General features: G+C 69.9%; 23 protein-coding genes and 1 tRNA gene. 18 read left to right on the top strand and 6 right to left on the bottom strand.

Annotated elements, in window-relative coordinates:
- The first annotated feature begins 56 nt into the window (after window positions 1-56).
- From O1W71_RS09820 to O1W71_RS09795, 6 genes are all read left to right on the top strand, one after another.
- Window positions 57-773 carry an NRDE family protein gene (locus O1W71_RS09820; protein WP_269267676.1) on the top strand — a complete coding sequence of 239 codons (717 nt, stop codon included), beginning with the start codon at window positions 57-59 and terminating at the stop codon, window positions 771-773.
- 94 nt (window positions 774-867) lie between these two features.
- Window positions 868-1,926, top strand: a complete 1,059-nt coding sequence (locus O1W71_RS09815; RefSeq protein WP_269267675.1) for an aspartate-semialdehyde dehydrogenase — start codon at window positions 868-870, stop codon at window positions 1,924-1,926.
- 20 nt (window positions 1,927-1,946) lie between these two features.
- On the top strand, window positions 1,947-3,455 hold the full coding sequence (locus O1W71_RS09810; RefSeq protein WP_269267674.1) for a malate:quinone oxidoreductase: 1,509 nt from the start codon (window positions 1,947-1,949) through the stop codon (window positions 3,453-3,455).
- Window positions 3,456-3,460: 5 nt separating this feature from the next.
- Window positions 3,461-4,075: a thymidine kinase gene (locus O1W71_RS09805; RefSeq protein ID WP_269267673.1), complete on the top strand. Its 615-nt coding sequence runs from the start codon at window positions 3,461-3,463 to the stop codon at window positions 4,073-4,075.
- A gap of 101 nt (window positions 4,076-4,176) precedes the next feature.
- Window positions 4,177-4,896, top strand: a complete 720-nt coding sequence (locus O1W71_RS09800; protein ID WP_112617207.1) for a FadR/GntR family transcriptional regulator — start codon at window positions 4,177-4,179, stop codon at window positions 4,894-4,896.
- A gap of 48 nt (window positions 4,897-4,944) precedes the next feature.
- Entirely contained in the window at window positions 4,945-6,228 is a 1,284-nt protein-coding gene (locus O1W71_RS09795; protein ID WP_269267672.1) for an alpha-hydroxy acid oxidase, read from the top strand.
- 99 nt (window positions 6,229-6,327) lie between these two features.
- Here O1W71_RS09795 and O1W71_RS09790 read toward each other — a convergent pair whose 3' ends face one another.
- From O1W71_RS09790 to O1W71_RS09775, 4 genes are all read right to left on the bottom strand, one after another.
- Complete coding sequence (locus O1W71_RS09790; protein ID WP_269267671.1) at window positions 6,328-7,092, bottom strand: HAD-IIB family hydrolase; 765 nt, start codon at window positions 7,090-7,092, stop codon at window positions 6,328-6,330.
- Between the two features lie 61 nt (window positions 7,093-7,153).
- Window positions 7,154-7,227: transfer RNA gene (locus O1W71_RS09785), tRNA-Pro, on the bottom strand.
- A gap of 48 nt (window positions 7,228-7,275) precedes the next feature.
- Window positions 7,276-8,205: a metallophosphoesterase gene (locus tag O1W71_RS09780; protein WP_269267670.1), complete on the bottom strand. Its 930-nt coding sequence runs from the start codon at window positions 8,203-8,205 to the stop codon at window positions 7,276-7,278.
- Window positions 8,205-10,745, bottom strand: a complete 2,541-nt coding sequence (locus O1W71_RS09775; RefSeq protein WP_269267669.1) for a transglycosylase domain-containing protein — start codon at window positions 10,743-10,745, stop codon at window positions 8,205-8,207. The genes O1W71_RS09780 and O1W71_RS09775 overlap by 1 nt, the downstream gene beginning before the upstream one ends.
- A gap of 107 nt (window positions 10,746-10,852) precedes the next feature.
- Between O1W71_RS09775 and O1W71_RS09770 the strand changes: the two genes are divergently transcribed.
- The 3 genes from O1W71_RS09770 (at window position 10,853) to O1W71_RS09760 (ending at window position 13,380) form a co-directional block, all read left to right on the top strand.
- Window positions 10,853-11,074: a DUF4177 domain-containing protein gene (locus tag O1W71_RS09770; protein ID WP_094261190.1), complete on the top strand. Its 222-nt coding sequence runs from the start codon at window positions 10,853-10,855 to the stop codon at window positions 11,072-11,074.
- A complete protein-coding gene (locus O1W71_RS09765) occupies window positions 11,071-11,538 on the top strand; it encodes a RidA family protein (protein WP_269267668.1) in 468 nt (155 codons plus the stop codon). Before O1W71_RS09770 ends, O1W71_RS09765 begins: the two co-directional genes overlap by 4 nt.
- Before the next feature lie 102 nt (window positions 11,539-11,640).
- Entirely contained in the window at window positions 11,641-13,380 is a 1,740-nt protein-coding gene (locus tag O1W71_RS09760) for a Na+/H+ antiporter (protein ID WP_269267667.1), read from the top strand.
- A 22-nt stretch (window positions 13,381-13,402) separates the two neighbouring features.
- Here O1W71_RS09760 and acs read toward each other — a convergent pair whose 3' ends face one another.
- Window positions 13,403-15,367 carry an acetate--CoA ligase gene (acs, locus tag O1W71_RS09755; RefSeq protein WP_269267666.1) on the bottom strand — a complete coding sequence of 655 codons (1,965 nt, stop codon included), beginning with the start codon at window positions 15,365-15,367 and terminating at the stop codon, window positions 13,403-13,405.
- Between the two features lie 287 nt (window positions 15,368-15,654).
- A complete protein-coding gene (locus tag O1W71_RS09750; protein ID WP_269267664.1) occupies window positions 15,655-16,608 on the bottom strand; it encodes an MFS transporter in 954 nt (317 codons plus the stop codon).
- A 106-nt stretch (window positions 16,609-16,714) separates the two neighbouring features.
- Between O1W71_RS09750 and O1W71_RS09745 the strand changes: the two genes are divergently transcribed.
- The 9 genes from O1W71_RS09745 (at window position 16,715) to O1W71_RS09705 (ending at window position 26,049) form a co-directional block, all read left to right on the top strand.
- Window positions 16,715-17,731 carry a TadA family conjugal transfer-associated ATPase gene (locus tag O1W71_RS09745; protein WP_269267663.1) on the top strand — a complete coding sequence of 339 codons (1,017 nt, stop codon included), beginning with the start codon at window positions 16,715-16,717 and terminating at the stop codon, window positions 17,729-17,731.
- A complete protein-coding gene (locus tag O1W71_RS09740; RefSeq protein ID WP_269267662.1) occupies window positions 17,728-18,627 on the top strand; it encodes a type II secretion system F family protein in 900 nt (299 codons plus the stop codon). Before O1W71_RS09745 ends, O1W71_RS09740 begins: the two co-directional genes overlap by 4 nt.
- A 96-nt stretch (window positions 18,628-18,723) precedes the next feature.
- Window positions 18,724-18,924 carry a DUF4244 domain-containing protein gene (locus O1W71_RS09735; RefSeq protein ID WP_114588405.1) on the top strand — a complete coding sequence of 67 codons (201 nt, stop codon included), beginning with the start codon at window positions 18,724-18,726 and terminating at the stop codon, window positions 18,922-18,924.
- Window positions 18,925-18,950: 26 nt separating this feature from the next.
- Window positions 18,951-19,259 (top strand): TadE family type IV pilus minor pilin, encoded by a 309-nt coding sequence (locus tag O1W71_RS09730; protein WP_269267661.1) that lies wholly within the window; start codon window positions 18,951-18,953, stop codon window positions 19,257-19,259.
- Window positions 19,259-19,576, top strand: coding sequence for a helicase (locus tag O1W71_RS09725; RefSeq protein WP_269267660.1), 318 nt, complete (start codon window positions 19,259-19,261; stop codon window positions 19,574-19,576). Before O1W71_RS09730 ends, O1W71_RS09725 begins: the two co-directional genes overlap by 1 nt.
- A gap of 352 nt (window positions 19,577-19,928) precedes the next feature.
- Entirely contained in the window at window positions 19,929-22,634 is a 2,706-nt protein-coding gene (topA, locus tag O1W71_RS09720; protein WP_112617194.1) for a type I DNA topoisomerase, read from the top strand.
- Entirely contained in the window at window positions 22,631-23,269 is a 639-nt protein-coding gene (gene tmk, locus O1W71_RS09715) for a dTMP kinase (protein WP_269267659.1), read from the top strand. Before topA ends, tmk begins: the two co-directional genes overlap by 4 nt.
- A 75-nt stretch (window positions 23,270-23,344) precedes the next feature.
- A complete protein-coding gene (locus O1W71_RS09710) occupies window positions 23,345-24,499 on the top strand; it encodes a DNA polymerase III subunit delta' (RefSeq protein WP_112617192.1) in 1,155 nt (384 codons plus the stop codon).
- Window positions 24,496-26,049: an alpha/beta hydrolase gene (locus tag O1W71_RS09705; protein ID WP_269267658.1), complete on the top strand. Its 1,554-nt coding sequence runs from the start codon at window positions 24,496-24,498 to the stop codon at window positions 26,047-26,049. Before O1W71_RS09710 ends, O1W71_RS09705 begins: the two co-directional genes overlap by 4 nt.
- The last annotated feature ends 76 nt before the right edge of the window (window positions 26,050-26,125 follow it).

Below are 26,125 nucleotides of genomic sequence, written 5' to 3'. Positions count from 1 at the left end.
ACGGCCCCGGGCGGGGCGCGCGGATCGACCACCGGCCGCCGAGAGCGAGTGATCCCATGTGCACCGTCGTCATCCAGGTGCCCGCCGATCCGAGCCGGCCGGTTCGGCTGCTCGCCGTCCGCGACGAGGATCCGTCGCGTGCGTGGGACCCCATCGGTCCCTGGTGGCCCGACACGTACGCCGATGTCGTCGGCGTGCGCGACCGTCGCGCCGGCGGGGCCTGGCTCGCCGCCGACCCGGCCGCTCGCCGGCTGGCCGTCATCCTGAATCGAGCCGACGTGCTCCCGGATGACGCGCCGGCGCTGTCGCGCGGCGGCATCGTCCTGGATGCGGTCGCGGGCTCGCCGCCGACGGGCGCCCCGCCCACGCACGGCTTCAATCTCGTCGATGTCTCGCCCGGTGGGGTCCGCGTCTCGATGTGGGATGCCGCGACCCTGCGGACGGTCGACCTCGGTCCCGGAACCCACATGATCGCCCACGACGACGTCGACGATCCGCGCACCGCCCGGATCCGTCGCTGGCTCGGCGAGTTCGCGGCGGCCGCGCCGGAGCTCGATCGCGCGGACGGCCTGCAGCCCTGGCTCGACGTGCTCCAGGACACCGCGGCCACCCCGGCCACCGACGACGCCGCGATCATCCGCGACAACCGTCCGTACGGCGTCCCGACCCTGTCGCTGCTCGTCTGCACCGCTTCCGTCGGCACTGGCGGGGTCGACCTCGCTTACGGCGCCCTCGACGTGCCGGGGGAGTGGAACCGCCCCGAGATGGCGTGAATCGCGCGGTCATCGGCTGTCACGTGCGTCGGACCCGCCCCGGTGCGCCGATAGAATCGCCGAAACCCGATCACGCTCCACGCAAGGAACCGCTATGACCCGCATCTCCGATTCCGGACTCTCCGTCGCCGTCGTCGGCGCCACTGGCCAGGTCGGAAAGGTGATGCGCGAGATTCTCGTCGAGCGGAACTTCCCGATCCGCGAACTGCGCTTGTTCGCCACCGCGCGCTCGGCGGGCACCTCGATCGAATTCGCCGGGCACGACGTGATCGTCGAGGACATCGCCACCGCAGACCCCGCCGGCATCGACATCGCCCTCTTCTCTGCGGGGGCGACCGGATCGCGCGCGCACGCGCCGCGCTTCGCAGAAGCGGGCGCCGTCGTCATCGACAACTCCAGCGCCTGGCGCATGGACCCCGAGGTTCCCCTCGTCGTCAGCGAGGTCAACCCCCACGCCACGGTGAACCCGCCGAAGGGCATCATCGCGAACCCGAACTGCACCACGATGGCCGCGATGCCGGTGCTGAAGGTGCTCGACACCGAGGCCGGGCTCGAGCGCCTCATCGTCTCGACCTATCAGGCGGTCTCGGGCTCGGGCCTCGCCGGCGCCGAAGAGCTGCTCGGCCAGGTCGAGGGGGTCCTCGCTCAGGGACACACGCTCGATCTCGTGCACGACGGCTCGGCGGTCGACTTCCCGCAGCCCGAGAAGTACATCGCCCCGATCGCGTTCGACGTCATCCCGTTCGCCGGCAACCTGGTGGACGACGGCGACAATGAGACCGATGAGGAGAAGAAACTCCGCAACGAGAGCCGCAAGATCCTCGAGCTGCCCGACCTGCGTGTCGCCGGCACCTGCGTGCGCGTCCCCGTGTTCACGGGTCACTCGCTGTCTATCCACGCCGAGTTCTCGCGCGACATCACGCCGGAGCGGGCGCGCGAGGTCCTGGCCGCGGCGCCCGGTGTCGTGCTCGAGGAGGTCCCGACGCCTCTGCAGGCAGCCGGCAACGACCCGAGCTACGTCGGCCGCATCCGCGCCGACCAGTCCGCGCCCGAGGGCAAGGGACTCGTGCTGTTCATCAGCAACGACAACCTCCGCAAGGGTGCCGCGCTGAACGCGGTGCAGATCGCGGAGATCGTCGCCGAGCGTCTCTGACGTCACGGCGGGGCGGCGGGATGCCGCGCGCCGCCACCGGGATAGACTGGTGCATCGTGAGTGAAAAGGTCGACGTCGTCCTGATCGGCGGGGGCATCATGAGTGCCACGCTCGGTGTGCTGCTGAAGCAGCTCCAGCCCGATTGGAAGATCGAGGTGCACGAGCGCCTGTCGGATCTGGCGCAGGAGAGCTCGAACCCGTGGAACAACGCGGGCACGGGTCACGCCGCGCTGTGCGAGCTGAACTACACGCCCGAGGCGTCGGACGGCTCGGTAGATCCCGGCAAGGCGATCACGATCAACGAGCAGTTCCAGCAGAGCCGTCAGCTCTGGGCCTCGCTCATCGAGCGCGGCATCCTCGACGAGCCCTCCACGTTCATCAACGCGACGCCTCACATGACCTTCGTCCGCGGTGAGAAGGACGTCGCGTTCCTCAAGCGCCGCTACGAGGCGCTCAAGGACCAGCCCCTCTTCGCGGGCATCGAGTACTCGGAAGACTCGCGCGTCATCAACCAGTGGGCGCCGCTGCTGATGCAGGAGCGCCGCAAGGGCGAGCCGTTCGCGGCGACGCGCGTCCCCGCCGGCACGGATGTCGACTTCGGATCGCTCACCCGGCAGCTGTTCTCGCACCTGCAGGAGCAGGGCGTGGAGGTCATCACCGACCGTGAGGTGCGCACGCTGAGCCGCCAGAAGGACGGCTCGTGGCGGGTCTTCTGGCGCAATCGCCTCGGCAAGACCCCCGGGCACACCGACGCGCGCTTCGTCTTCGTCGGGGCCGGCGGCTGGGCGCTGAAGCTGCTGCAGAAGTCGGGTATCCCCGAGATCAAGGGCTACGGCGTCTTCCCGATCGGCGGGCAGTTCCTCAAGACCACGAACCCCGCCGTCGTCTCGCAGCACAAGGCCAAGGTGTACTCGCAAGCCTCGGTGGGTGCTCCGCCGATGTCGGTTCCCCACCTCGACACGCGCGTCGTCGACGGCGAGGCCTCGCTGCTGTTCGGACCGTTCGCGACGTTCAGCCCGAAGTTCCTCAAGAACGGCCGCATCACCGACATTGTGTCGCAGGTGCGCCCCCACAACCTGCTGCCGATGCTGAAGGTGGCCGTGGACAACCCGAGTCTCATCTCGTACCTCGTCGGCGAGCTGCTCAAGAACCACCGCAAGAAGGTGGAGTCGCTCCGCGTCTTCATGCCGACCGCGAAGGACGAGGACTGGGAGCTGATCCAGGCCGGTCAGCGTGCTCAGGTCATGAAGAAGGACCCGAAGAAGGGCGGCGTGCTGCAGTTCGGCACCGAGGTCGTGACCTCTGCCGACGGGTCGATCGCCGGTCTGCTGGGGGCCTCACCGGGCGCCTCGACTGCGGCATCCATCATGCTCGGACTTCTCAAGACGTGCTTCCCCGACCGCATCGCGAGCTGGGAGCCCGAGCTGAAGAAGCTCATCCCGAGCTACGGGCAGCCGCTGAACCCGCGGGCGGATGCCGCTCGCGCGTCGATCGAGGCGACGGCCGAAGCGCTCTCGATCAATCCCTGACGGGCATGGCCAAGCTCTACTTCCGTTACGGAGCCATGAACTCCGGCAAGTCGACGGCTCTGCTGCAGGCGGCTTACAACTACGAGGAGCGCGGCCAGCACGTGCTGCTCGCGAAGCCCGAGATCGACACGAAGGGCGCCGGCCAGATCGCAAGCCGGCTGGGCGTCGAGCGAGACGTCGACTTCCTCGTCGGTGCGGACGACGACCTGCGGGCCGTCTTCGGCGTGCATCGTGAGCGCGTGCGCGCCGAGACGGCAGCGGATGTCGCCTGCCTCCTCATCGACGAAGCGCAGTTCCTGACGTCGGAGCAGGTCGACGATCTGCTGCGGACCGTGGTGGAGGAGAACGTCCCGGTGCTCGCCTACGGCATCCGCACCGATTTTCAGACCCGCGCCTTTCCCGGTTCGGCGCGTCTGATGGAGCTCGCGCACAGTCTCGAAGAGCTGAAGACGATCTGCCGCTGCGGGCGGAAGGCCCTCTTCAACGCACGTCTGGTCGGCGGCCGCTTCGTCTTCGAAGGCGACCAGGTGGCGATCGACGAACTCGCTCTCGACCGGGTGACGTACGAGTCGATGTGCGCTGAGTGCTATCTCCGCGAGTCGGGTGGTCGCCTCGCCTGAGGCGTCCGGCGACTGATACGTTTCACGACGCGCCTGTCCAGGGCTTTGCGCGGTCAGACCACAAGATGTATCGTGGTCCGGCCACCAAGGAGAGGGGCGTCATGGCTGACGGAACCCCGGCGCGCGCCTGGCGCGTCGTATTGGAGAAGATCGAGTCCGATCTTCTCGCCGGCAAGCTCGGTCCCGGCGACCGACTGCCGTCCGAGCGCGACCTCGTCGCGCAGCTCGGGGTCGGGCGATCCAGCGTGCGCGAAGCGCTCCGCGTGCTGGAGGTCATGGGCCTCATCCGCACCGCGACGGGATCGGGGCCGAGCGCGGGGGCCATCGTCGTGGCCCGCCCGACCGGCGGCATGCAGGCGCTCCTCCGGTTGCAGGTCGCCGCGCAGGGCTTCGCCATCTCGGATGTCGTGAACACGCGTCTCCTGCTCGAGGAGTGGGTCGCCGGTGAGCTGGCCGGCTCGTCCGACGTCGATCTCGAGCGGGCGCGCGAAGCGCTCCGTGCGATGGATGCCGCCGACCTCAGCCCCGCCGACTTCCTGGCACTCGATGCGCAGTTCCACGTCGCCTTGGCCGAGGCGTCGGGCAACGAGGTCGTGGCGGCGATGATGGCGGGCCTCCGATCGTCGATCGAGGACTACGTGCTCCAGGGTGCTGCGCGCATCCCGGATTGGGACAGCGCGGTGGACCGCCTGCGCGACGAGCACAACGCGATCGTGGCGGCGATCGACGAACAGCGGGTAGACGATGCCCGCACCGCCGTCCACGACCACATCACGGGGTACTACGCGTCCGCGAACCCCGTGCGCCCCGAATCCACCTGAACCCATCCGGTCCGACCCCGTCGGCCCCGCCGGAACTGAGGAGAGAATATGGTCACCCGACAGTTGCCCAAGATTCCCGAGCTGCTCGAACTGATGCAGTTCAAGGCCCCCGATCTCAATGGACGCCGCCGCCGACTCACGTCGGCCCTGACGATCGATGATCTGCGGACCATCGCGAAGCGCCGCACGCCCAAGACGGCGTTCGACTACACCGACGGTGCCGCGGAGGGCGAGATCTCGCTCGCGCGAGCACGGCAGGCGTTCCAGGACATCGAGTTCCACCCCGACATCCTGCGTCCGGCGGAATCGGTCGACATGTCGACCGAGATCCTCGGCGGGCGCTCGGCGTTGCCGTTCGGAATCGCCCCGACCGGATTCACCCGGTTGATGCAGACGGAAGGCGAGAGCGCGGGGGCATCCGCCGCGGGCGCGGCCGGCATCCCGTTCACCCTCTCGACGCTCGGGACGACGTCGATCGAGGGCGTCCGGGCGGCCAACCCGCACGGACGCAACTGGTTCCAGCTCTACGTCATGCGCGATCGTGAGATCTCATATGGTCTCGTCAAGCGGGCGGCCGAGGCGGGCTTCGACACTCTCATGTTCACCGTGGACACCCCGGTTGCGGGAGCGCGCCTGCGTGACAAGCGCAACGGGTTCTCTATCCCGCCCGCGCTGACCGTCGGGACGATCGTCAACGCCATCCCGCGCCCCTGGTGGTGGATCGACTTCCTCACGACGCCCAAGCTCGAGTTCGCGTCGCTCACGACCACCGGCGGCACCGTCGGCGAACTCCTCAACGCCGCGATGGACCCGACCATCAGCTACGACGACCTCGAGGTCATCCGCAGCATGTGGCCCGGGAAGATCGTCGTCAAGGGCGTGCAGAACGTCGAGGACTCCAAGCGGCTCATCGACCTCGGAGTCGATGGCATCGTGCTCTCGAACCACGGCGGCCGCCAGCTCGACCGCGCCCCCGTGCCGTTCCACCTCCTGCCGCAGGTCGTGCGCGAGGTCGGGAAGGACGCCACGGTCATGGTCGACACCGGCATCATGAACGGTGCCGACATCGTTGCCTCCATCGCGCAGGGCGCGAAGTTCACTCTGATCGGACGCGCTTATCTCTACGGGCTGATGGCGGGCGGCCGTCAGGGCGTGGACCGGACCATCGCGATCCTGCGCAGCGAGATCGAGCGCACGATGCAGCTGCTCGGCGTCTCGAGCCTCGAGGAGCTCGAGCCGCGTCACGTCTCGCAGCTGCAGCGGCTCGTGCCGATCACCGGCTCAGCGCCGCGTCGCGCCGCCACGCGGGCCAAAACGGCGTCGCGAGCCTGACGACGGGACGCGAAGCAACGGGCCCCGGTGCCGGCAGTCGTTAGGCTGCTCGGCCCGGGGCCCGGGCGCGTGTCGTGCGCAGTCGCCCGCGTCAGGGGGTCAGCGCAGCGGAAGCGTGGGGATGAGCTGGTCGAGGAAGTCGGCGGTCTCTTCCCAGCCCTCGACCGCGTGGCAGGCCACGCCCATCGCGAGCACCGGATAGTCGTTGCCGTTCTCGTCGAGACGGTCGCCGACGAACAGGATGTCGTCCTGCGGGATGCCGCTCTGCTCGATCAGCCGGGTCATGCCGTAGGCCTTGTCGATGCCGCGCTCGGTGATGTCGACCGACGTCGAGCCGCCCGCGCGCACCTCGAGGTCGGGGATGCGGTCTGCCACCGCCGCTCGCAGCGCATTCTTCTTCTCGCCGGAGGGATCCCACGCCATCTTCGCGTCGACGGGAGCTTGCTGGCCCAGCGCGGAGAACGTGATCTGAGACCCACGGTCCTCGAGGATGGGGCCCCAGGTCTCGCTCTCCCACAGGCCGAGCCGACGCGCCTCTTCCTCGACCGCGGCGAGGGCGCGGGACTTCTGGTCATCGGTCAGCGAGCGGGCGTAGACCGTCTCGATGCCGGCGGGGGAGAGGCGGTAGTACTGCGTTCCACAGGTCGGCAGCAGGTGGAAGTGCGACAGCAGGTCTTCATCCGTCTCGGGCAGCTGGTCGACGACCTGCGCGGTGAACTGCGCGAGCTGTCCGCCGGAGATGATCGCGACCTCGACGCGGGCCGCAAGATCGAGCAGCTGGCGCCCGATACGCGGGTTGATGGCGCTCTTCGAGGGAGCGAGGGTGTCGTCGAGGTCGAAGGCGACCAGTCGGGGGATGGGCATCCGTGCTCCGTTCTCCGGTGGCATGAAAGAGGCCCCGCCTTGCGGCGGAGCCTCTTCGCTGTCGGGGTGACAGGATTTGAACCTGCGGCCTCGTCGTCCCGAACGACGCGCGCTACCAAGCTGCGCCACACCCCGTGGCAACCCTCCAAGCTTACCCCGATCCGGCTCGGAAGACGAATCGGCTCACGCCCGAGCGCGGAGGACCAGCACCGAGGCCTCGGGGCGGCACCCGAAACGCACCGGCGCATAGATGGAGTGACCGAGGCCCGCGCTCACATTGAGTGGGACACGGTCCGCACCCCATGAGCTCAGGCCGCGCGCCTGATCGAGCGGAATATCGCAGTTGGCGACGAGGGCGCGCGAGGCGAAGGGGATGCGGACCTGCCCGCCGTGAGTGTGACCGCCGAAGACCATGTCCGCCCCCAGATCCACGAAACGGTCGAGCACGCGGCGATACGGGGCGTGGGTGACGCCCAGGGTCAGGTCGGCGCTTCTGCGGCCTTGCAGGGCCGCCAGAGCGCCCGGCAGCACGTCGAGGTCGTCCCAGTCGCGGTGCGCGTCGTCGACCCCGACGCCGTCGATTCGCATGCCGGCCACGCGCACGGCAGCGGCGGCGTTGTCGAGCTCGGACCAGCCGAGGTCGTCGGCGAAGAACGAGTCCATCGCCGCGGTGTCGAGTTTCGGCGCCGCTTTGGCGTGACGCGAGGGGCCCGTGAAGTAGCGCAGCGGGTTCCGCGCGCTCGGCTCGAACACGTCGTTCGACCCGTGGACGAAGAAGCCCGGCACGCCGCGGAGGGGAGCAAAGGCGCGGCGGATGCCGGCGAGGCCGCGGGCATGGCCGAGGTTGTCGCCCGTGTTGATGACCAGGTCCGGCTGCGTCGTCTCGGCCAGCTCTGCGATCCACCGCTGCTTGCGCTGCTGCCACGGCGCCATGTGGGCGTCGGAGAGGTGCAGCACGGTGATGCTGGGGCTGCCCTCGGGCAGCACGTGGACTTCGTGGCGACGGACGGTGAACAGATGGCGCTCGATGCCCACCCCCCAGACGACCGCACCGCCGGCGCCCAGGGCGCCGGCGGTGGCGATCGTGGAGAGCGTCCTGCGGACGCCTGCCATCAGCAGTTCTTCGCGGTGTACTCGATGGTGATCTGCGTCCCGCGGCCGACCGCCTCGCCTGCGGCAGGGCTGGTGCCCGTCACCGTCGGCTGCGGCGGGTCGTCCTTCTCGGTACACGCCGTCGTCACGCTCGTGAAGCCGGCGGCTCGCAGTTGGCGCTCGGCCTCCTGCGGGTTGCCCGTCACCGGCGGCACCGTGGCGCCCTGACCGTTGCTCGGTGTGATCGTGATGGTCGCGCCGCCCGCGGCGCGACCCGCGCCCGGATCCTGCGACACGATCCGGCCTTCGGGCTCGGTCGAGTCGGTGGGCTCGGCGACGTTCACCGAGAAGCCGGCCGCCTCGAGGGTGCCGCGCGCCTCATCGACGTTCTGACCGACGACGTTCGGGAGCTCCGTGAGGGTGTTCTTCGTGAGGTTCGTGTCCGGGGTCGGGAACCGATCGCCGCCGAACTTGGCGTTCGCCGCGCCCTGCATCTTCGGCCAGATCGCGTTTCGGATCTGATCGAGTCGCCAGCCGTTGACGCGGTATTCGTTGAGCTTCGCGAAGCCGTCGACGTTGCCGACCCAGACCACGGTGGCCACCTTGGTGCTCGCACCGTCCATCCAGGTGTGCTCGTACTCGTGGATACCGGTCTTGCCGAACACCGGCACGCCGTCGAAGATGCGGGCGCCCTGGCCCGTCGCGTTCATGACGCCTTCGAGCGCGAAAGCGGCAGTGGCGGCGACGTTGGCGGAGATGGCCTGGTCGCAACTCGTCTGCGGCGTGATGTCGGTGCCGTCGGACTTGACCGCACGGTCGATGACCTTCGGCTCGCACCGCGTGCCTCCACCGGCAATCGCCGCGTAGGCCTCCGCCATGTCGATGGGTGCCACCGCCGCGGATCCCAGCACGTCATACGGGTTGTTGTTGATGTCCAGCGGGTCGCCGTTGGACTGCATGACGCCCATCTTCATCGCGACCTGGTTGGTCGAGCACACCGAGATGCGCTCGGCCATCGCGAGGAAGCCCGAGTTCAGCGAGTCTTCGGTGAACTTCTTGATCGTGCCCGAGTAGCCGTTGCTGCTCTGGAAGTTGCCGATCTCGTTCGGCCGGCCGCTGTTGCCGGTGCGGACGTTCTGGGTGGCGCCGTCGCAGCTCGTCAGCACGCGCTTGTTCCCGACACGGCCGTTGATCACTTCGTTCACGGAGTGCCCCTGCTCGAGCCAGTTGATGAGGCTGAACACCTTGTAGGTCGAGCCCGCGGAGTGACCACCGCCGCCGTCCTGGTTGCGCACGTTGTAGTTGACCGGGGTCACCGTGCCGGCGTCGTCTCCGGTGGGCGCGAATGGGCGATTCTGCACCATCGAGAGCACGCGGCCGGTGCCGACCTCGACCTGGACGCCGGAGGCGCCGAGGTTCAGACGGTCGTCGGTCGCGGGCACGACGGACATCGCGTCGAGCGCGGCATCCTGGAGCTGCGGGTCGAGAGTGGTGTAGATCTTCATGCCGCCGCGGCGCAGGTTCTGTTGGCGCTCCTCGAGCGACTCGCCGAAGGCCGGGTCGTCGAGGACGATGTTGCGGACGTACTCGCAGAAGAACTCGGCGCCGGCGGCGAGCTGGCAGCCCTGCGGGCGCTCCTGGATGTTCGGGGTGATGGGCTCCGCGACAGCGGCATCCCGCTCTTCCTGCGTGATCTTGCCATCCGAGAACATGCGGTTGAGCACGTAGATCTGACGGTCCTTCGTCAGCTCGTAGCCGTTGGCGGCGCCGTTCGACTCGCTGTCGGGGCGATCGAGACGGTACGTGTTGGGCTCCTGCACCATGCCGGCGATCGCGGCGGCCTGGCCGATCGTGAGCTGCGAGGCCGGCACGCCGAAGTAGTACTGCGACGCCGCGCCGATGCCGTAGACGGTGCCACCGAAGTGCGCGATGTTGAGGTAGCCGAGCAGGATCTCGTTCTTCGGGTACCGCTTCTCGAGCTGGATCGCGTACCGCATCTCCTGCAGCTTGCGCTCGATGCCGTCGGTGCCGGAGGAGACGGTGGTCGAGCGGAAGCACGCCTCGACCTCGTCCTGCGACTTCGCTTCCTTCTCGCACGCCTGCTGCAGCACGTTCTTCACGTACTGCTGGGTGATGGACGAGCCACCGCGGGTGTCGCCACCGCGCAGGTTGCCGAACACCGCGCTCGCGGTGCCGAGGAGGTCGACGCCGCCGTGCGTGTAGTAGTTCTTGTCCTCGCTCGATGTGATCGCGTCGAACATGACCGGTGCGACCTCATCCCACGTGACCGGGATGCGGTTCTGGTCGTAGAACTGCGTCATGAGGACGTCGTTGCCGTCGCTGTCCTTGCGGTAGAACTCGGTCGGCAGCATGAGCTCGTCGACCTCGAGGTAGCTCGGCATGTTGTCGAAGACGTCGATCGCGCTGCTCGCCGCGTAACCCGACACGGCGATGGCGGGGGTCACGGTCGCCGTGACGAGGATCCCGGCCACAGCGCTCAGGCCGACCAGGCCGGCGAGACCGCCGAGCACACCGGTGGCCGTGCGTTTCTTGTGAGGCATAGGGTGATCGTAAGCGAGATACCTGGGCATCCGCCTCAGGACCACCCCTTGCGCGCGTGCGTCCGCGCATGCCGGCGCGCGTGCGAAAGCCACAGATCGGAGCCCCGATGACGACGTGGGAGTACCTCACCACGCCCCTGCTGATCCACAACACCGCGGCGATCCTCAACAACTGGGGCAAGCAGGGCTGGGAGCTCGTGCAGGTCGTTCCCGGACCCGAGGGCGGGCTCGTCGCCTACTTCAAGCGTCCCGTGGGCGGGGGAGCAGCCAACGCCGGTCTCGGGGCGGCCCACCAGGCGGCCCAACAGTTCGAGGGCACGGGCGCATGAGCGTCTCGGCGCGTCTGGCCGAGCTCGGCATCCAGCTTCCGCCCGTCGTCCCGCCCGTCGCCGCCTACATCCCCGCGACTGAGCACGACGGTCTCGTCTACACCTCCGGGCAGCTGCCCATGGTCGACGGCTCGCTGCCCGCGACCGGCAAGGTCGGCGAGGGCGACGGTCACGTCGCCGCCGACGCGGCCAAGCAGCTCGCGCGTCAGTGCGCGCTCAACGCCATCGCCGCCGCGGCGGATGTGGCCGGCGGTGTCGACAACCTCGCTCGGGTCGTGAAGGTGACCGGGTTCGTGGCGTCCATCCCCGAGTTCACGGGACAGCCCGGTGTCATCAACGGTGCGAGCGAGGTGCTGGGCGAGGTCTTCGGCGACGCCGGTCGTCACGCGCGGTCGGCGGTCGGGGTGCCCGTGCTCCCGCTCGACTCGCCCGTCGAGGTCGAGGTCGTCTTCGCCCTGGTCTGATCCTCGCGCTCTCCGCCCGCCGCGAACCTCGGCCGGAACACCGCCCGTGCGGTCGCTCGCGGCCCTACGCTCTGGTGGGGACCACGCGGAAGGGCGGTAGGGATGCAGGGACTCGAGGTCACGGTTCTGCTGGGCATCGCCCTTCTGGTCGGAACCGTCCTGGCGCCGCGGCTGCGCGTCGCGACGCCGCTGGTGCTGCTCGTGATCGGTCTGCTGCTCGGGTTCGTGCCCGAGCTGCGAGCGATAGAGCTGCCGCCGGAGACGGTGCTGCTGCTCTTCCTGCCGGTGCTGCTGTTCCGCGAGGCGTGGACGACGTCGCTCCGCTCAGTCCGCCGGTCGCTGCGCTACATCGTGCCGATGAGCACCCTGCTCGTCGTCGCCTCGGCGTTCGCCGTCGCGGCGGTCGCGACGTGGCTCGGTGTGCCGTGGGAGGCCGCGCTCGTGCTCGGGGCGGCCGTGGCGCCGCCCGACGCCACCGCGGTGGCCGCGCTCGGCCGGCTGCTGCCCGCCCGCACCTTCATGAAGCTCAAGGCGGAGAGCCTCACGAACGACGGCACCGCCCTCGTCCTCTACGCCATCGCGGTCTCGCTCCTGCTCGGCGACCAGGTCAGCGCCCTCTCGATCACGGGCATGGTGCTCCTCTCGTACCTCGGCGGCGCTGCGGCCGGCATCGCCGTCGCGGCTCTCGCCTTCCTCGCGCTGCGGCGGATGCAGTCGACTCTGACGATCAACCTGACGCTGCTGCTCGTCCCGTTCGTCGCGTTCCTCATCGCCGAGCTGATCGAGGCGTCCGGCGTGCTCGCCGTGGTCTTCGCCGGGCTCATCATCGCCTGGGTGTCGCCGCGCATCACGACGGCGATGTCGCGCCGTGCCGCCGATGCCACCTGGCCGTTCGGGGTGTACCTGCTCAACGGTGCGCTGTTCGTGCTGATCGGCCTCGAGGTGCAGCTGGTGCTGCATGAGATCTCGCCGTCGGAGATCGGCATCCTGCTTCTCGTCACCCTCGCGGCGTGGGTCGCCCTCTTCGTCGTGCGCTACCTGTTCCAGTGGCTGTTCTCGCCCTTCTCGCGCCCGGCGGTCGGGTCGAACAGATCGCTGCGTCATCGCTCGCGGGTCGTCAGCACCGTGTCGGGGTTTCGCGGCGCCGTGTCGCTCGCCATCGCGCTGTCGGTGCCGATCACGACGGCTTCGGGGGAGCCGGTCGAGGGACGCGACTCGATCGTGTTCGTCACGGCGGGGGTCATCGTGCTCACGCTGCTCGTGCAGGGGCCGCTGCTGCCCGTCGTCATCCGCTGGGCGAAGCTGCCCGCCGACGATGCGGCGATCGAGGAGTACGAGCTCGCGCAACGCGCGATCTCGGGCGCCGCTCTCGCGGCTCTCGACGACCTCGCCGCAGAGCACGGGGTCAGCGATCGTGTCCGCGACCGTGCCCGGCACGAGGGCTACGAACGCCTCGAGCTCGCCAACGCCCGCGCCGTCGCGCGCCAGCGGGCGGCGGAGGAACGCGACCCGGATGCCGACATCGACGACGACTCATCCGACGAGGATGCCTCGCGCATGGGCCCCGTGCCGCCCGGGCCGTCGGACGGGGACGGGCATCGGCCTGCGCCGCAGCTCGAGATGCTCGCCGTGAGCGACGACATCGACCTGACGCAGCGCTCGCCGCTCATCCGGCACCGGGAGGCGACGCGGCTGCGGCTGGCGATGCTCGATCGCAAGCGCGAGGTGCTGCTGCGCCTGCGGCGCGACGGCACGATCGACGACCTCGTGGCACGCCGCATCCTCGCCGACCTCGACATCGAGGAGATCCGGGCCCGCGGACTCGATCGCGACGCCGAGTGACGCGATCGAGCCCGCACGCGGGCTACTTCAGCTGTGCGCTGATGACCGACATCACCGCGGTGTCGGCGAGTGTCGTGGTGTCGCCGACCTCCCGGCCCTCGGCGACATCCCGCAGCAGTCGTCGCATGATCTTGCCCGAGCGGGTCTTCGGCAGCTCGCCCACGATGTAGACGTCGCGGGGCCGTGCGATGGGTCCGATCTGCTCGCCGACCCATTGCCGGAGCGACGTCGCGAGACCGTCGGGGGAGTGGGCGTCGAGGTAGCTCTGCTTGATGATGACGAAGGCCACGACGGCCTGGCCCGTGGTCTCGTCGGAGGCTCCGACGACGGCCGCCTCGGCGGTGGACTCGTGCGCGACGAGCGCGGATTCGATCTCGGTCGTCGACAGGCGGTGGCCCGAGACGTTCATGACGTCGTCGACGCGGCCCATGAGCCAGATGTCGCCGTCGTCGTCGAGCCGGGCACCGTCGCCGGCGAAGTAGTAGTCCTGCTTCTGGAACTTCTCCCAATAGGTCTCGACGAAGCGGTCGGGGTCGCCCCAGATACCCCGCAGCATGCTCGGCCAGGGCTCGGTGATGACGAGCAGCCCGCCGTTGCCCTCGCCCACACGGTTGCCCTCCTCGTCGACGACGTCGATCGAGATGCCGGGAAGCGCGACCTGCGCGGATCCAGGCTTCGTCTCGGTGACGCCCGGCAGCGCCGAGATCATGATGGCGCCGGTCTCGGTCTGCCACCACGTGTCGACGATGGGGGCCTTCTTGCCGCCGATGACCTTGCGGTACCACATCCACGCCTCGGGGTTGATGGGCTCGCCCACCGAGCCGAGCAGGCGGATGCTCGACAGGTCGTACTGCGCCGGAACCTGACGGCCGAGCTTCATGAAGGAACGGATCGCGGTGGGGGCGGTGTAGTAGATCGTCACGCCGTACTTCTGGATGATCTCCCACGAGCGGCCCGAGTGGGGCGTGTCGGGGGTTCCCTCGTAGAGCACCTGCGTCGCGCCGTTGGCGAGCGGGCCGTATGTGACGTAGCTGTGGCCGGTGACCCACCCGATGTCGGCGGTGCACCAGTAGACGTCGGTCTCGGCGTGCAGGTCGTGCACGACGCGGTTGGTGAACCCGGCCTGCGTCAGGTATCCGCCGGAGGTGTGCAGGATGCCCTTCGGCTTTCCCGTCGTGCCCGAGGTGTACAGGATGAACAGCGGGTTCTCGGCGGGGAACGCCTGCGCCTCGTGATCGGGGGATGCCGCGGGCACGACGTCGTGCCACCACAGGTCGCGCTCGGCGTTCCACTCGATGTCGTTGCCGCCGCGCCGTACGACGATGACGTGCTCGACGGTGAGCTGCGGGCCGGTACCCCGGTCGGCCAGCGCCTGGTCGACGGCGGGCTTGAGCGGAGAGACCTTGCCCTTGCGATAGCCGCCGTCGGCGGTGATGACGAGCTTGGCTCCGGCGTCGTCGATGCGGGTCCGCAGGCTGTCGGCAGAGAACCCGCCGAACACGACCGAGTGCACGGCGCCGACGCGGGCGACGGCGAGCATCGCGGCGACGGCCTCGGGGATCATCGGCATGTAGATCGCGACGCGGTCTCCCTGCTCGATCCCGAGCTCTGTCAGGACGTTGGCCAGGCGCTTGACCTCGTCGGTGAGTTCGCCGTAGGTGACGGCGCGGTCATCGCCCGGCTCGCCCTCCCACAGCAGCGCGACACGGTCGCCGAGGCCGGCCTCGACGTGACGGTCGAGGCAGTTGTACGCGACGTTCAGCTCGCCGTCGGCGAACCACTCCGCGAACGGGGGATTCGACCAGTCGAGTACCTGCGTGAAGGGCTTGTGCCAGTGCAGCTCCCGGGCCTGGTCGGCCCAGAAGCCCTCGCGGTCGGCTGCGGCGCGCTCGTAGAGCTCGGCGGTGCCGACGGCGGATGCGGCGAACTCGGGCGACGGCGCGAACCGTCGGGTCTCGGTCAGCAGGTGGTCGATCTGGCTGCTCATACGGCACGCTCCTTCGCGGTCGATGGCGCCGCGCGCGGGCGGCGTGCGGTCAATCTAGACCGCGGCGAGATCAGGAGACTACCGCCGATAGTGGGTGGTCAGGCCGACGGTGGCGCGAGGGTGCGGTGATTGGGTCGCAGCCGGTTCGACAGCGTAAGCTGATCCGTGGCTGCGACATCGTTCGCGCCCGTGGCGGCCCGACCTACCCCCCAAGCGGCGGGACGTTGCGTGGGCGGCACCCCTATCCCCCAATGTGGGGTGCCGTCCTTCTTCTTTCCTCCCGGGTTTCACGCGGCGAGGTGGTGCTTCCACTCGTCCGGCAGCGCACGGTGGGGCCGCAGCGGCGAGAGAGCGAACGCGGCCGCTGCGAGTGTCAGCAGCAGAGGCGACAGCAACAGGGCGACACCGTTCGATGCCGCGCTGCCGACGATGCCCGCGACGAGCGCCCCGAGGGGCATGGCGCCCTGCGTGATGAATCGGTTCGCGGCGGTGGCTCGTCCCATCAGCTGTGGCGGAGTCGCCTCGGCGCGCAGGCCGGCATTCGTGACGAGCATGGTCCGGAGAACGGGATGCCGCCGGACGAACGCGATCCCCTCGACGAGCGACGCCCAGAACGGGGGAGGGGCGACACCCTCCTCGCGAGGCTCCGGTGCGCGGATGAGCGAGGCCGCGACGGCGGCCAGGATGCCGGTGACCGACGTGATGACGTAGAGGAGCGGTGCCGCCAGGCGTGTGAGCACGGCTGCTGCCAGCGCGGGGCCGACGACCTGCATCGAGGTGTCGGTCGACTGGATTCGAGCCGTTGCCTCGGATACCCGCGACGGCCCGACGATGGCCGGGGTGAACGCCGTCTGCGCCGTGTCGGAGAATACCGACGTCACGCTGATGATCGCGGCGACCACCATGAGCTGCCACACCGAGAGCCAGCCGGCGATGTACGCGACCACGACGCTCGCCGCACCGACAGCACGGATGAGCTCGGTGCACACGAGGACGGGCCTCTTAGGCCACCGATCGCCCCAGACGCCGGCCGGGAGACCGATCACGAGATAGGCGCTCAGGCCGAGCGCGGAGATGACACCGACCTGCCACGCCTCGGCTCCGAGGACGGCCACCGCCGTCACCGACAGGGCGAGTGTCGCGAACTGGCGTCCGGTCTCCTGGAGGGCATTCGACGCCCGCAACCATCGGAAGCCCGTGTTGCGGTGAACCGCACCGGTCGACTCGTCCTGAACCACCATGCCAGTGTCTCGTTCCGGTTCCTCCCCAACGGGGATAAGACACGGCTTGTGCCACGAATGGCGGCGGCCCGCGAATGAGGGCGTGGGCGCTTTCTAGTGTCGGGGCATGGCATCAGCATTCGTCGTCGTTCCGCGCCCGGGCTCCGCTGCGGCCTCACGCGGCGAACCGGCGTCGGTGCCGGGACCGCGGCGACAGCTCCCCGATGATGCGGCGCTCGACCCGCTGCGCGAGTATCTGCTCGATCCCGATGTGACGGACGTCTTCGTCAACGGGGAACGCGGCGTCTTCATCGACCGCGGTCGGGGCGCCGAGGCCGTCGAGGGGTGGTGTCCGAATGAGGCGGAGGTGCGCGCTCTCGCCGTCGCGTTGATCGCCCTCGGCGGGCGTCATCTCGACGACGCTACGCCCTGTGCCGACGTGCGCTGGGCCGGCGGCATCCGGGTGCACGCCGTGCTTTCGCCGGTGGCCTGCGAGGGGTCGGTGATCTCGATCCGGCTCCCCGCGGTCGAGCAACTGAGTCTCGCCGATCTCGAGCAGCGAGGCATGTTCGACACCGCGGTCGCCGCGGACCTTCGTCGGCTCGTCGAGGAGCGGACCAACCTCCTCGTCACAGGGGCCACGGGCGCCGGCAAGACGACGCTCCTCGCAGCGCTGCTGTCGGCCGCGAGCCCGACCGACCGGATCGTCACGATCGAGGATGTCGCCGAGCTGAGGCTCGATCACCCGCACCATGTGCGACTCGAGGCGCGCCAGCCCAACCTCGAAGGCGCCGGGGCGGTGCCGCTCGCTCGGCTGGTGCGGGAGGCATTGCGCATGCGACCCGATCGGCTCGTGGTGGGCGAGTGCCGAGGCGAAGAGGTCCGCGAGCTGCTGACCGCCCTCAACACGGGGCACCACGGCGGCGCGGGGACGGTGCACGCGAGCGGTCTGGCCGACGTCCCGGCCCGGCTCGAGGCACTGGGGGCGCTGGCAGGCCTTGACGATCACGGCGTCGCCCGCCAGGTGGTGAGCGCGATCGGCGCGGTCGTCCACGTAGGAAACGTCGGCGGTGTGCGACGGGTCATGGGGATCGCCCGCCCGGTCCTCCGGGACGGGCGCCTCGGAATCGAGGAACGAGCATGACGCGGAGTTGGCGCTGGCGCCGTTCCGCGGCTGAGCCGGATGCTGCAGCTGCGGATGTCGCACCCGTCCTGCACCGTCTCACCGTGCTCCTCGAAGCAGGAATCGCGCCAGACCGGGCCTGGGAGCACCTCGCCGCCTCGGGCGACGCGGCACCTCGGCGCGTGCACGAACGACGACGAGCGGGCCGACCCCTCGCCGACGCCATCGCTGCCGAGGAGGGCGCCTGGCGCGAGGTCGCCGAAGCCTGGCAGGTCGCGACGACGGTGGGCGCCCCACTCGCGCGCACGCTGCGCGGGATGGCCGAGGCGCTCCGCGACGCCGAGGCAGCTCGTGACGACATCCGCGTCGCGCTCGCCGAGCCGACGGCCACGGCGCGCCTGGTCGGGTGGCTGCCGCTCGTCGCCGTCGCGCTGGCTTTGCTGCTCGGTTTCGATGTGCTCGCCACGCTGCAGCACCCCGTGGGCGCCGCGTGCCTCGTCGTCGGGGCGCTGCTGATGGTGGGCGCGCACGTGTGGACACGTCGTCTCGTAGCTCGCGCCCGGCCGGGCGGTGGTATCCCGGGCATGTCGGCGGAGTTCCTCGCGATCGCGCTGTCGAGCGGCGTATCGATCGGCCGCGCAGAGGAGGTACTGGCGTCCGTCGACGTCTCGCCGGCGGATGCCGACCGCGACGTCCTGGATCTGTCGACCTCGGCAGGCGTGCCCGCGGTGGATCTTCTGCGCGCCACCGCGGAGCTCGAGCGCCACCGCGCCCGCATCGAGGGGCGGATGCGGGCGGCGCAGCTGACATCACGGCTGCTGCTGCCGCTCGGGGTCTGCACCCTGCCCGCGTTCCTCCTGATCGGCGTCGCGCCGATGCTCCTCAGCGCGATGACGAGCACCTCGGTGACGCTGTGACGTCGCTACCCCCGCGCGAGCGCGCTCACGTCCGACCAGACCCAGACCGTGCCCACCGTGCCCGATCCGAACACTCAACGACAGAACGGAGCGAACATGAACCGATCCCTTCCTCGATTGACGCGAGCGCGCGCTGCGAGGCTCTTCGCCGACGAGTCCGGCGCCGCGACGGCGGAGTACGCCATCGCGACGATGGCCGCCGTCGCCTTCGCGGGCCTGCTGGTGATGATCATGCGCAGCGACGAGGTGCGCGGCATCCTCACCGATCTCGTGCGGCGGGCGTTGACCGTCGAATGAGGTTCTGCCGAGACGAGCGCGGTTCGGTGGCCGCCGAATTCGCGGTCGTCGTTCCGGCCGCGATGCTCCTGGTGCTGCTCGCCGTCGCCGCGTTGGGGGCGGCGGGCACGCAGATCCGGCTCGAGCATGCGGCTGCTCAGGCCGCGCGGCTCGTCGCGCGCGGCGAGGATCCCGGGCGCGCGGCGGCGGCGGTGCAGGCGGCGGCAGGGCGCGCCGCGCTCGACGTGCGATCCGACGCGGACCTCACGTGCGCGATCGTGACGGCCGATCATGCGATCCCGCTGCCGCTGCCGTCACCGCGCGCGGAGAGCTGCGCGCTCACCGGAGGGCTCTGATGGCGGGCGTTGCGACGGCCATCGGCGTTCTGGCGGTGACGGCGACGGTCGCCGCGGGCTGCGCCCTGGCGGGAGTCGCGGGGATCCAGTCGGCGCGGGTGTCTGCCGTCGCCGACACGGCGGCGCTCGCGGCGGCCGATGCCGCGCTCGGGTTCGTCCGGGGAGTGCCGTGCGAGCGAGCCGGGCACGTCGTCGCACGGTCGGGGCTCGCGCTCACAGCGTGCGAGGTGGACGGCGTGGTCGCGACCGTCGCGGTCGCGTCGTCGGCCGGCGTGTTCGCCGTTCAGGCGCGCGCCCGGGCCGGCCCGCCGGAGTGACTCATTCGATGTCTCGACCGCGGTCGTGAACCCGCCACCCAGGGGAGCGGCCCGGTCGCCTCAGCCACCGGGCCTGGCCGAGTGGGACTGATCAGGAACCGCCGGCTTGCTGCGATCGTAGGGGGCGTCCGTCATCCGCCGCGTGGGGGTCATCCGCAATGCGTGATTCCCGGCTGAACCCCGTCGCATCCTGCCGTCGCCAGGCGGGCCTGTGAAGGGTGTATTTCGCGTGCACGCGCGCGCCCGCGCGGCCCGTGAGCCCCGGCATGCCGACGCGAGGATATGGCGCGCCGTTCCCAGCGTCCTCCACCGTGTGGCGCGTGTATGGTGTGCGCTGGAGAAAGGAAGACTCGTGGCAGGCGGCAAGAAACTCGTCATCGTCGAGTCCCCGACCAAGATGAAGTCGATCCAGGGCTACCTGGGCGACGAGTACGAAGTGCTCAGCTCGGTCGGGCACATCCGGGACCTCGCTAAGAAAGAGGACATCCCGGCCGACAAGAAGCAGGCGTACGGCAAGTACTCCATCGACGTCGAGAACGGCTTCGATGCGTATTACGTGGTCAGCGATCGCAAGACCAAGACCGTTGCCGAGCTCAAGCGCGCCCTGAAGGACGCCGACGAGGTCCTGCTCGCCACCGATGAAGACCGCGAGGGCGAGGCGATCGCCTGGCACCTGCTCGAGGTGCTCAAGCCCAAGGTCCCCGTCAAGCGCATGGTCTTCCACGAGATCACCAAGGACGCCATCCGCGCGGCTGCCGACAACACCCGCGAGCTCGACCTCGCACTCGTCAACGCGCAGGAGACCCGCCGCGTCCTCGACCGCCTGTACGGGTGGGACGTCTCACCCGTGCTCTGGCGCAAGATCGGCTCCGGCCGCGACGGTCAGGCGCTGAGCGCCGGCCGCGTGCAGTCCGCCGCGACCCGCATGGTCGTCGAGCGCGAGCGCGAGCGGATGTCGTTCGTCTCGGCGTCGTACTGGGACATCGAGGCCCACGCGGCGAAGGACGGCGGCTCGTTCTCGACCCGCCTCGCGCGTCTCGACGGCGCCCCGCTGGCCCGCGGCACCGACTTCGACGACGCCGGCTCGCTCAAGAAGGCGGTCGTCGTCCTCAGCGAGAAGGACGCCCGCGAGCTCGCCGCAGCGATCGAGAAGGCCGCCACCGCCGCCGTCACCGCGGTCGAGGCCAAGCCCGGAACCCGCAGCCCCAAGCCGCCCTTCACGACCTCCACGATGCAGCAGGAGGCCGGCCGCAAGCTCTCGATGAGCGCCAAGCACGCGATGAGCGTCGCCCAGCGTCTCTACGAGAAGGGCTACATCACCTATATGCGTACCGACTCGACCGCGCTCTCGGCGCAGGCCGTGACGGCCGCGCGCACGCAGGCGGTCGCGCTGTACGGTGACCGTGCTGTTCCCGCGAGCCCGCGCTCGTACCGCAACAACGCCAAGAACGCCCAGGAGGCGCACGAGGCGATCCGCCCGTCGGGCGAGGAGTTCCGCACGCCTGCATCCGTCGCGTCCGGTCTCGACCGCGACGAGCAGCGCCTGTACGACCTCATTTGGAAGCGCACCGTCGCCAGCCAGATGTCCGACGCGAAGTACGAGACCACGACCGTCACGCTCGAGGTCGACGCAGCCGGCAAGCGGGCCGCTTTCACGGCATCCGGAACCGTCTACACCTTCAAGGGCTTCCTCGAGGCGTACGAAGAGGGCAACGACGAGAAGCGCGGCGACAACGACCGCTCTGCCGACCAGTCGCTGCCGCCCGTCGCCGTGGGCGACGAGCTCGCGCTGTCGGATGTCGAGCCCAAGGGCCATGCGACGAGTCCCAAGCCCCGCTACACCGAGGCGAGCCTCGTCAAGGCGCTCGAGGAGAAGGGCATTGGCCGTCCGTCGACCTTCGCGAGCATCATCGACGTCATCCTCGAGCGCGGCTACGTCACCAAGCGTGGCCAGGCGCTCGTCCCCAGCTGGCTCTCGTTCAGCGTCGTGCGGCTGCTCGAGCAGCACTTCTCCGACCTCGTCGACTACGACTTCACGGCGGCGCTCGAAGACGACCTCGACGCCATCGCCCGGGGTGAGCAGGCGCGCGAGGCGTGGCTGAAGGAGTTCTACTTCGGCTCGGACAACCACGTGGGCCTGCGCAACATCGTCGAGAACCTCGGTGACATCGACGCCCGCGAGCTCAACGCGACGCCCATCGGCGACGTGGCGACCCTGCGGTTCGGCAAGTACGGGCCGTACCTCGACGTCCCCGTCGGCGAGGGCGAGACGCGCATCGTCAACGTCCCGGACGACCTCGCGCCCGACGAGCTGACGCCCGAGAAGGCGCAGGAACTCATCGACGCTCCCGTCGCCGGTGACCGCGTCCTCGGTGAGAACCCCGAGAACGGCAAGCTCATCGTCGTCAAGGACGGACGCTTCGGCCCTTACGTGCAGGAGCTCGAGCCCGAGCCCGAGGAGACCGTCGACGAGGCGACCGGCGAGGTCGCCCCCGCCAAGAAGAAGACGACGAAGAAGAAGGAAGCGGCCCCCAAGCCGCGGACGGCGTCGCTGTTCAAGTCTATGAGCGTCGACACGGTCGACCTCGAACAGGCGCTCAAGCTGCTGTCGCTTCCTCGCGTCGTGGGCGTCGACCCCGAGTCGGGGAATGAGATCACCGCGCAGAACGGCCGCTACGGTCCGTACCTGAAGAAGGGCACCGACTCGCGCACGCTCGCGAGCGAGCAGCAGCTGTTCGACATCACGCTCGAGGAAGCCCTCGCTGTCTACGCGCAGCCCAAGTACGGCGCTCGCGCGGCGTCCAGTGCGCTCAAGGAGTTCGAAGCCGACCCCACCAGCGGCAAGCCGATCAAGCTGAAGGACGGCCGCTTCGGGCCTTATGTCACCGACGGCGAGACCAACGCGACGATCCCGCGCGGTGAGAACGCCGAAGAGGTCACGTTCGAACGCGCCGTTCAGCTGCTCGCCGACAAGCGCGCCAAGGGTCCGGCGCCCAAGCGCAAGACGGCGGCGCGCAAGACCACGACGACGCGCAAGCCCGCGGCAAAGAAGAAGTGACCGGCTCCGCCGACCGCGGACTCTGGATCACCCTCGAGGGCGGCGACGGGTCGGGGAAGACCACCCAGGCGACCGCTCTCGAGGCCTGGCTCCGCGAGAGCGGACGCGAGGTCGTTCGCACGCGCGAGCCGGGCGGCAGCGACGTGGGCGTGCTCATTCGCGACATCGTCCTGCACCACCGCGGAGACATCGCTCCGCGCGCCGAAGCCCTGCTGTACGCCGCCGACCGCGCTCACCACGTCGCGACCGTGGTCCGTCCGGCCCTCGACCACGGCGCCGTCGTCGTGCAGGATCGGTACCTCGATTCGTCCGTGGCCTACCAAGGGGCCGGACGGGTCCTGGATGCCGGTGAGGTGCGCGACCTCTCGCTGTGGGCCACCGACGGCGCGCTGCCCGACATCACGGTGCTGCTCGACCTCGACCCCGCCGCCGCCCGAGCACGTCTCGACGCCGACGACAAACCGTTCGACCGGCTCGAGGCCGAGAAGGCCGATTTCCACGAGCGTGTGCGCACCGCCTTCCTCGGGCTCGCCGCCGCGGAACCCGAGCGGTTCCTCGTGCTCGACGCATCCCGTCCGCCGGTCGACCTGTCCGTCGAGATCCGCGCACGCGTCGAACGTTCGCTGCGCGGCTGAGTCGGCGCGGGCGGCGGACTGTGGCCCGCGCGGCCCGGGGTAACCGAGGTCGGGGGCTCCCCGTAGGCTGGACCCATGACCGCCTCCGCTCCGCTCGCGCCGCCGTGGGGCGAGGTCTGGGGTCAGGACTCGGCCGTCGCGGCGCTGCAGGCCGCGGCATCCGACCCCGCGCAGCTCGCGCACGCCTGGCTCATCACGGGACCGCCCGGCTCGGGGCGTTCGACGCTCGCGCACGCGTTCGCGGCAGCGCTGATCGCCGAGCCGGGGGATGAGGGCGCGATGCGGCAGGTCCTCGCGGGCACGCATCCCGATCTCACGGCCCTCCGCACGGAGGGCGTGGTCATCTCCATCCGCGACGCCCGAGCGCTCGTCGAACGGTCGTACTTCTCGCCGTCTCTCGGTCGCTACCGCGTCATCGTCGTCGAAGACGCCGACCGGATGGTGGAGCGGACGAGCAACGTTCTGCTCAAGGCTCTCGAAGAGCCGCCAGAGCAGACGGTCTGGGTGCTGTGCGCGCCGAGTGATGCCGATCTGCTGCCGACGATCCGCTCGCGCGTGCGAACGCTTCGACTGCGTGAGCCCGACGTGGCGGATGTCGCACGGCTCATCTCCGCGCGCACGGGTGTCGACGAAGCGGTGGCCGAGCAGTCCGCTCGTCTCGCCCAGCGCCACATCGGTATGGCCCAGCGCCTCGCGACGGATGCCGCCTCTCGGGAGCGCCGTGACGCGACGCTGCGCGCGGTGCTGGCGGTGCGCGGGGTGTCCGACGCCGTCGAGACGGCCGGTCGCATCGTGAGCGCCGCGACGGAAGATGCCAAGGCTCTGACGGCCGAACGCGACGAGTCCGAGCGCGAGGCGCTCCGGCGTACGCTCGGGGTCGCTCCGGGTGCACCCGTGCCGCCCGCCGTGCGCGGTCAGCTCAGCGCGCTCGAGGACGAGCAGAAGCGTCGGGCGACGCGCAGCCTGCGCGACGGCATCGACCGGGTCCTCACCGATCTCGAATCGATGTACCGCGACACGCTGATGCTGCAGTTCGGCCGGGAGGGCGACCTCATCAATCGCGAGCTGACGAGCGAGCTCGCCGCTCTCGCGTCGGCATGGACTCCCGACCGCACGCTCGTCGTGCTCGATCGCATCTCGGCCACGCGGAGCGCCCTCGAAGGCAACGCGGCACCCCTGCTCGCCCTCGAGAGCATGCTCATCACCGTCGCCAGCGGAAGGACACCGTGAAAGCTCCCCGTCGTCTGGTCACCGTCGTCGCGATCGCCGCGGCCACGGTGACGGTCCTCACCGGATGCGTCTTCAAGGGAAGCCCCGACCAGGCTTCGCCCGCGCCGAGCCGCACACCTATCACCGAGGGCGTCTCAGCGGATCTGATGCCGTTCTACGGGCAGGAACTCGAATGGGAGTCCTGCGTGGGCGCCGACTCGGGTTCATACGATTGCACGACGGTGCTCGCGCCGCGTGACTGGAATGAGCCGTCCGCGGGCGAGATCGAGCTCGCGGTCGTGCGGCGGGCGGCGGGATCGGGCGAAGCGCTCGGGTCGCTGCTGGTCAATCCCGGCGGTCCCGGCGCGAGCGGGTACGACCTGATCGCCGACAGTGCGCAGTTCGCGGTCGGGTCAGTGCTGGCCGACGCCTACGACGTCATCGGGTTCGACCCGCGTGGCGTGGGCCGCTCGAGCGCCGTCGCGTGCTTCGACGCCGCGGGCACCGACGCCTACTTCTTCGACATCCCGGCCGCCCCTCGCGGTACGCCGGAGTGGGAAGCGGAGTTGACGGAGCGCAACGAGCAGTTCGCCGCCGCGTGCGACGAGAACAGCGGCGGCATCCTGCCCTTCATCACGACCGAGTTCGCCGCGCGCGACATGGATCTGCTGCGTGCGGTGCTCGGCGACGAGAAGCTCAACTACCTCGGGTACTCGTACGGAACCTTCCTCGGGGCGACCTACGCCAAGCTCTACCCCGAGAACGTCGGGCGTCTCGTGCTCGACGGTGCGATCGACCCGAGCGTGTCGTCTCTCGATGTCAGCGCCACCCAGGCGGTCGGCTTCGAGTCGGCGCTGCGCGCGTTCATGGCGGCCTGCATCGAGGAAGAGGACTGCCCCTTCCGAGGGTCCGTCGATGACGCGATGACCGACCTCGGGACGCTGCTTGCGAGCGTGGACGCCTCGCCCCTGCCGGCATCCGACGGTCGCCGGCTCGGCGCCGACTCGCTCATGACCGCGATCATCGCCGCGCTGTACTCGCAGGACAACTGGCCGATCCTGCGGCAGGCTCTCTCGCAGACGCTGGCGGGCGACCCGCAGACGGCGTTCCTGCTCGCCGACTTCTACTACGCGCGCACGTCCGATGGGCAGTACTCGGACAACTCGTCCGAGGCGTTCCGCGCGTACAACTGCATGGACTACCCGGTCGAGAACGACCCCGAGGCCGAGGCCGCGTCGAAGGCGCGCCTCGCGGTGGAAGCGCCGACGGTCGCACCGTACTGGGAGGGCGTCGACGCCTGCGCAGTCTGGCCGTACCCGCCCACCGGTACCCGCGACGAGATCACGGCCGACGGTGCCGCGCCGATCGTCGTCGTGGGCACGACCAACGATCCCGCCACTCCGTACGAGTGGTCGGAATCGCTCGCCGATCAGCTCGCCTCGGGCGTGCTCGTCACGCGAGAGGGCGAGGGGCACACCGGGTTCCAGAAGGGCAACTCGTGCGTCGACGACGCGGTCGAGGCCTTCTTCCTCGACGACACGGTGCCCGAGGACGGCCTCGTCTGCCGCTAGGCCTCTGCTTCCTCGGCATCCCCCCGGTCCCAGCTTGCCGCGTGAGGTCGCAGTTCGGCCGGGAACGGGGCCGCTG

This window comes from Microbacterium sp. H37-C3 (genome assembly GCF_027157935.1).
GTDB classification, from domain to species: Bacteria; Actinomycetota; Actinomycetes; order Actinomycetales; family Microbacteriaceae; genus Microbacterium; species Microbacterium plantarum.
The sequence above is the reverse complement of the archived record's forward strand: the minus strand, read 5'-3'. Positions and strand labels throughout refer to the sequence as shown.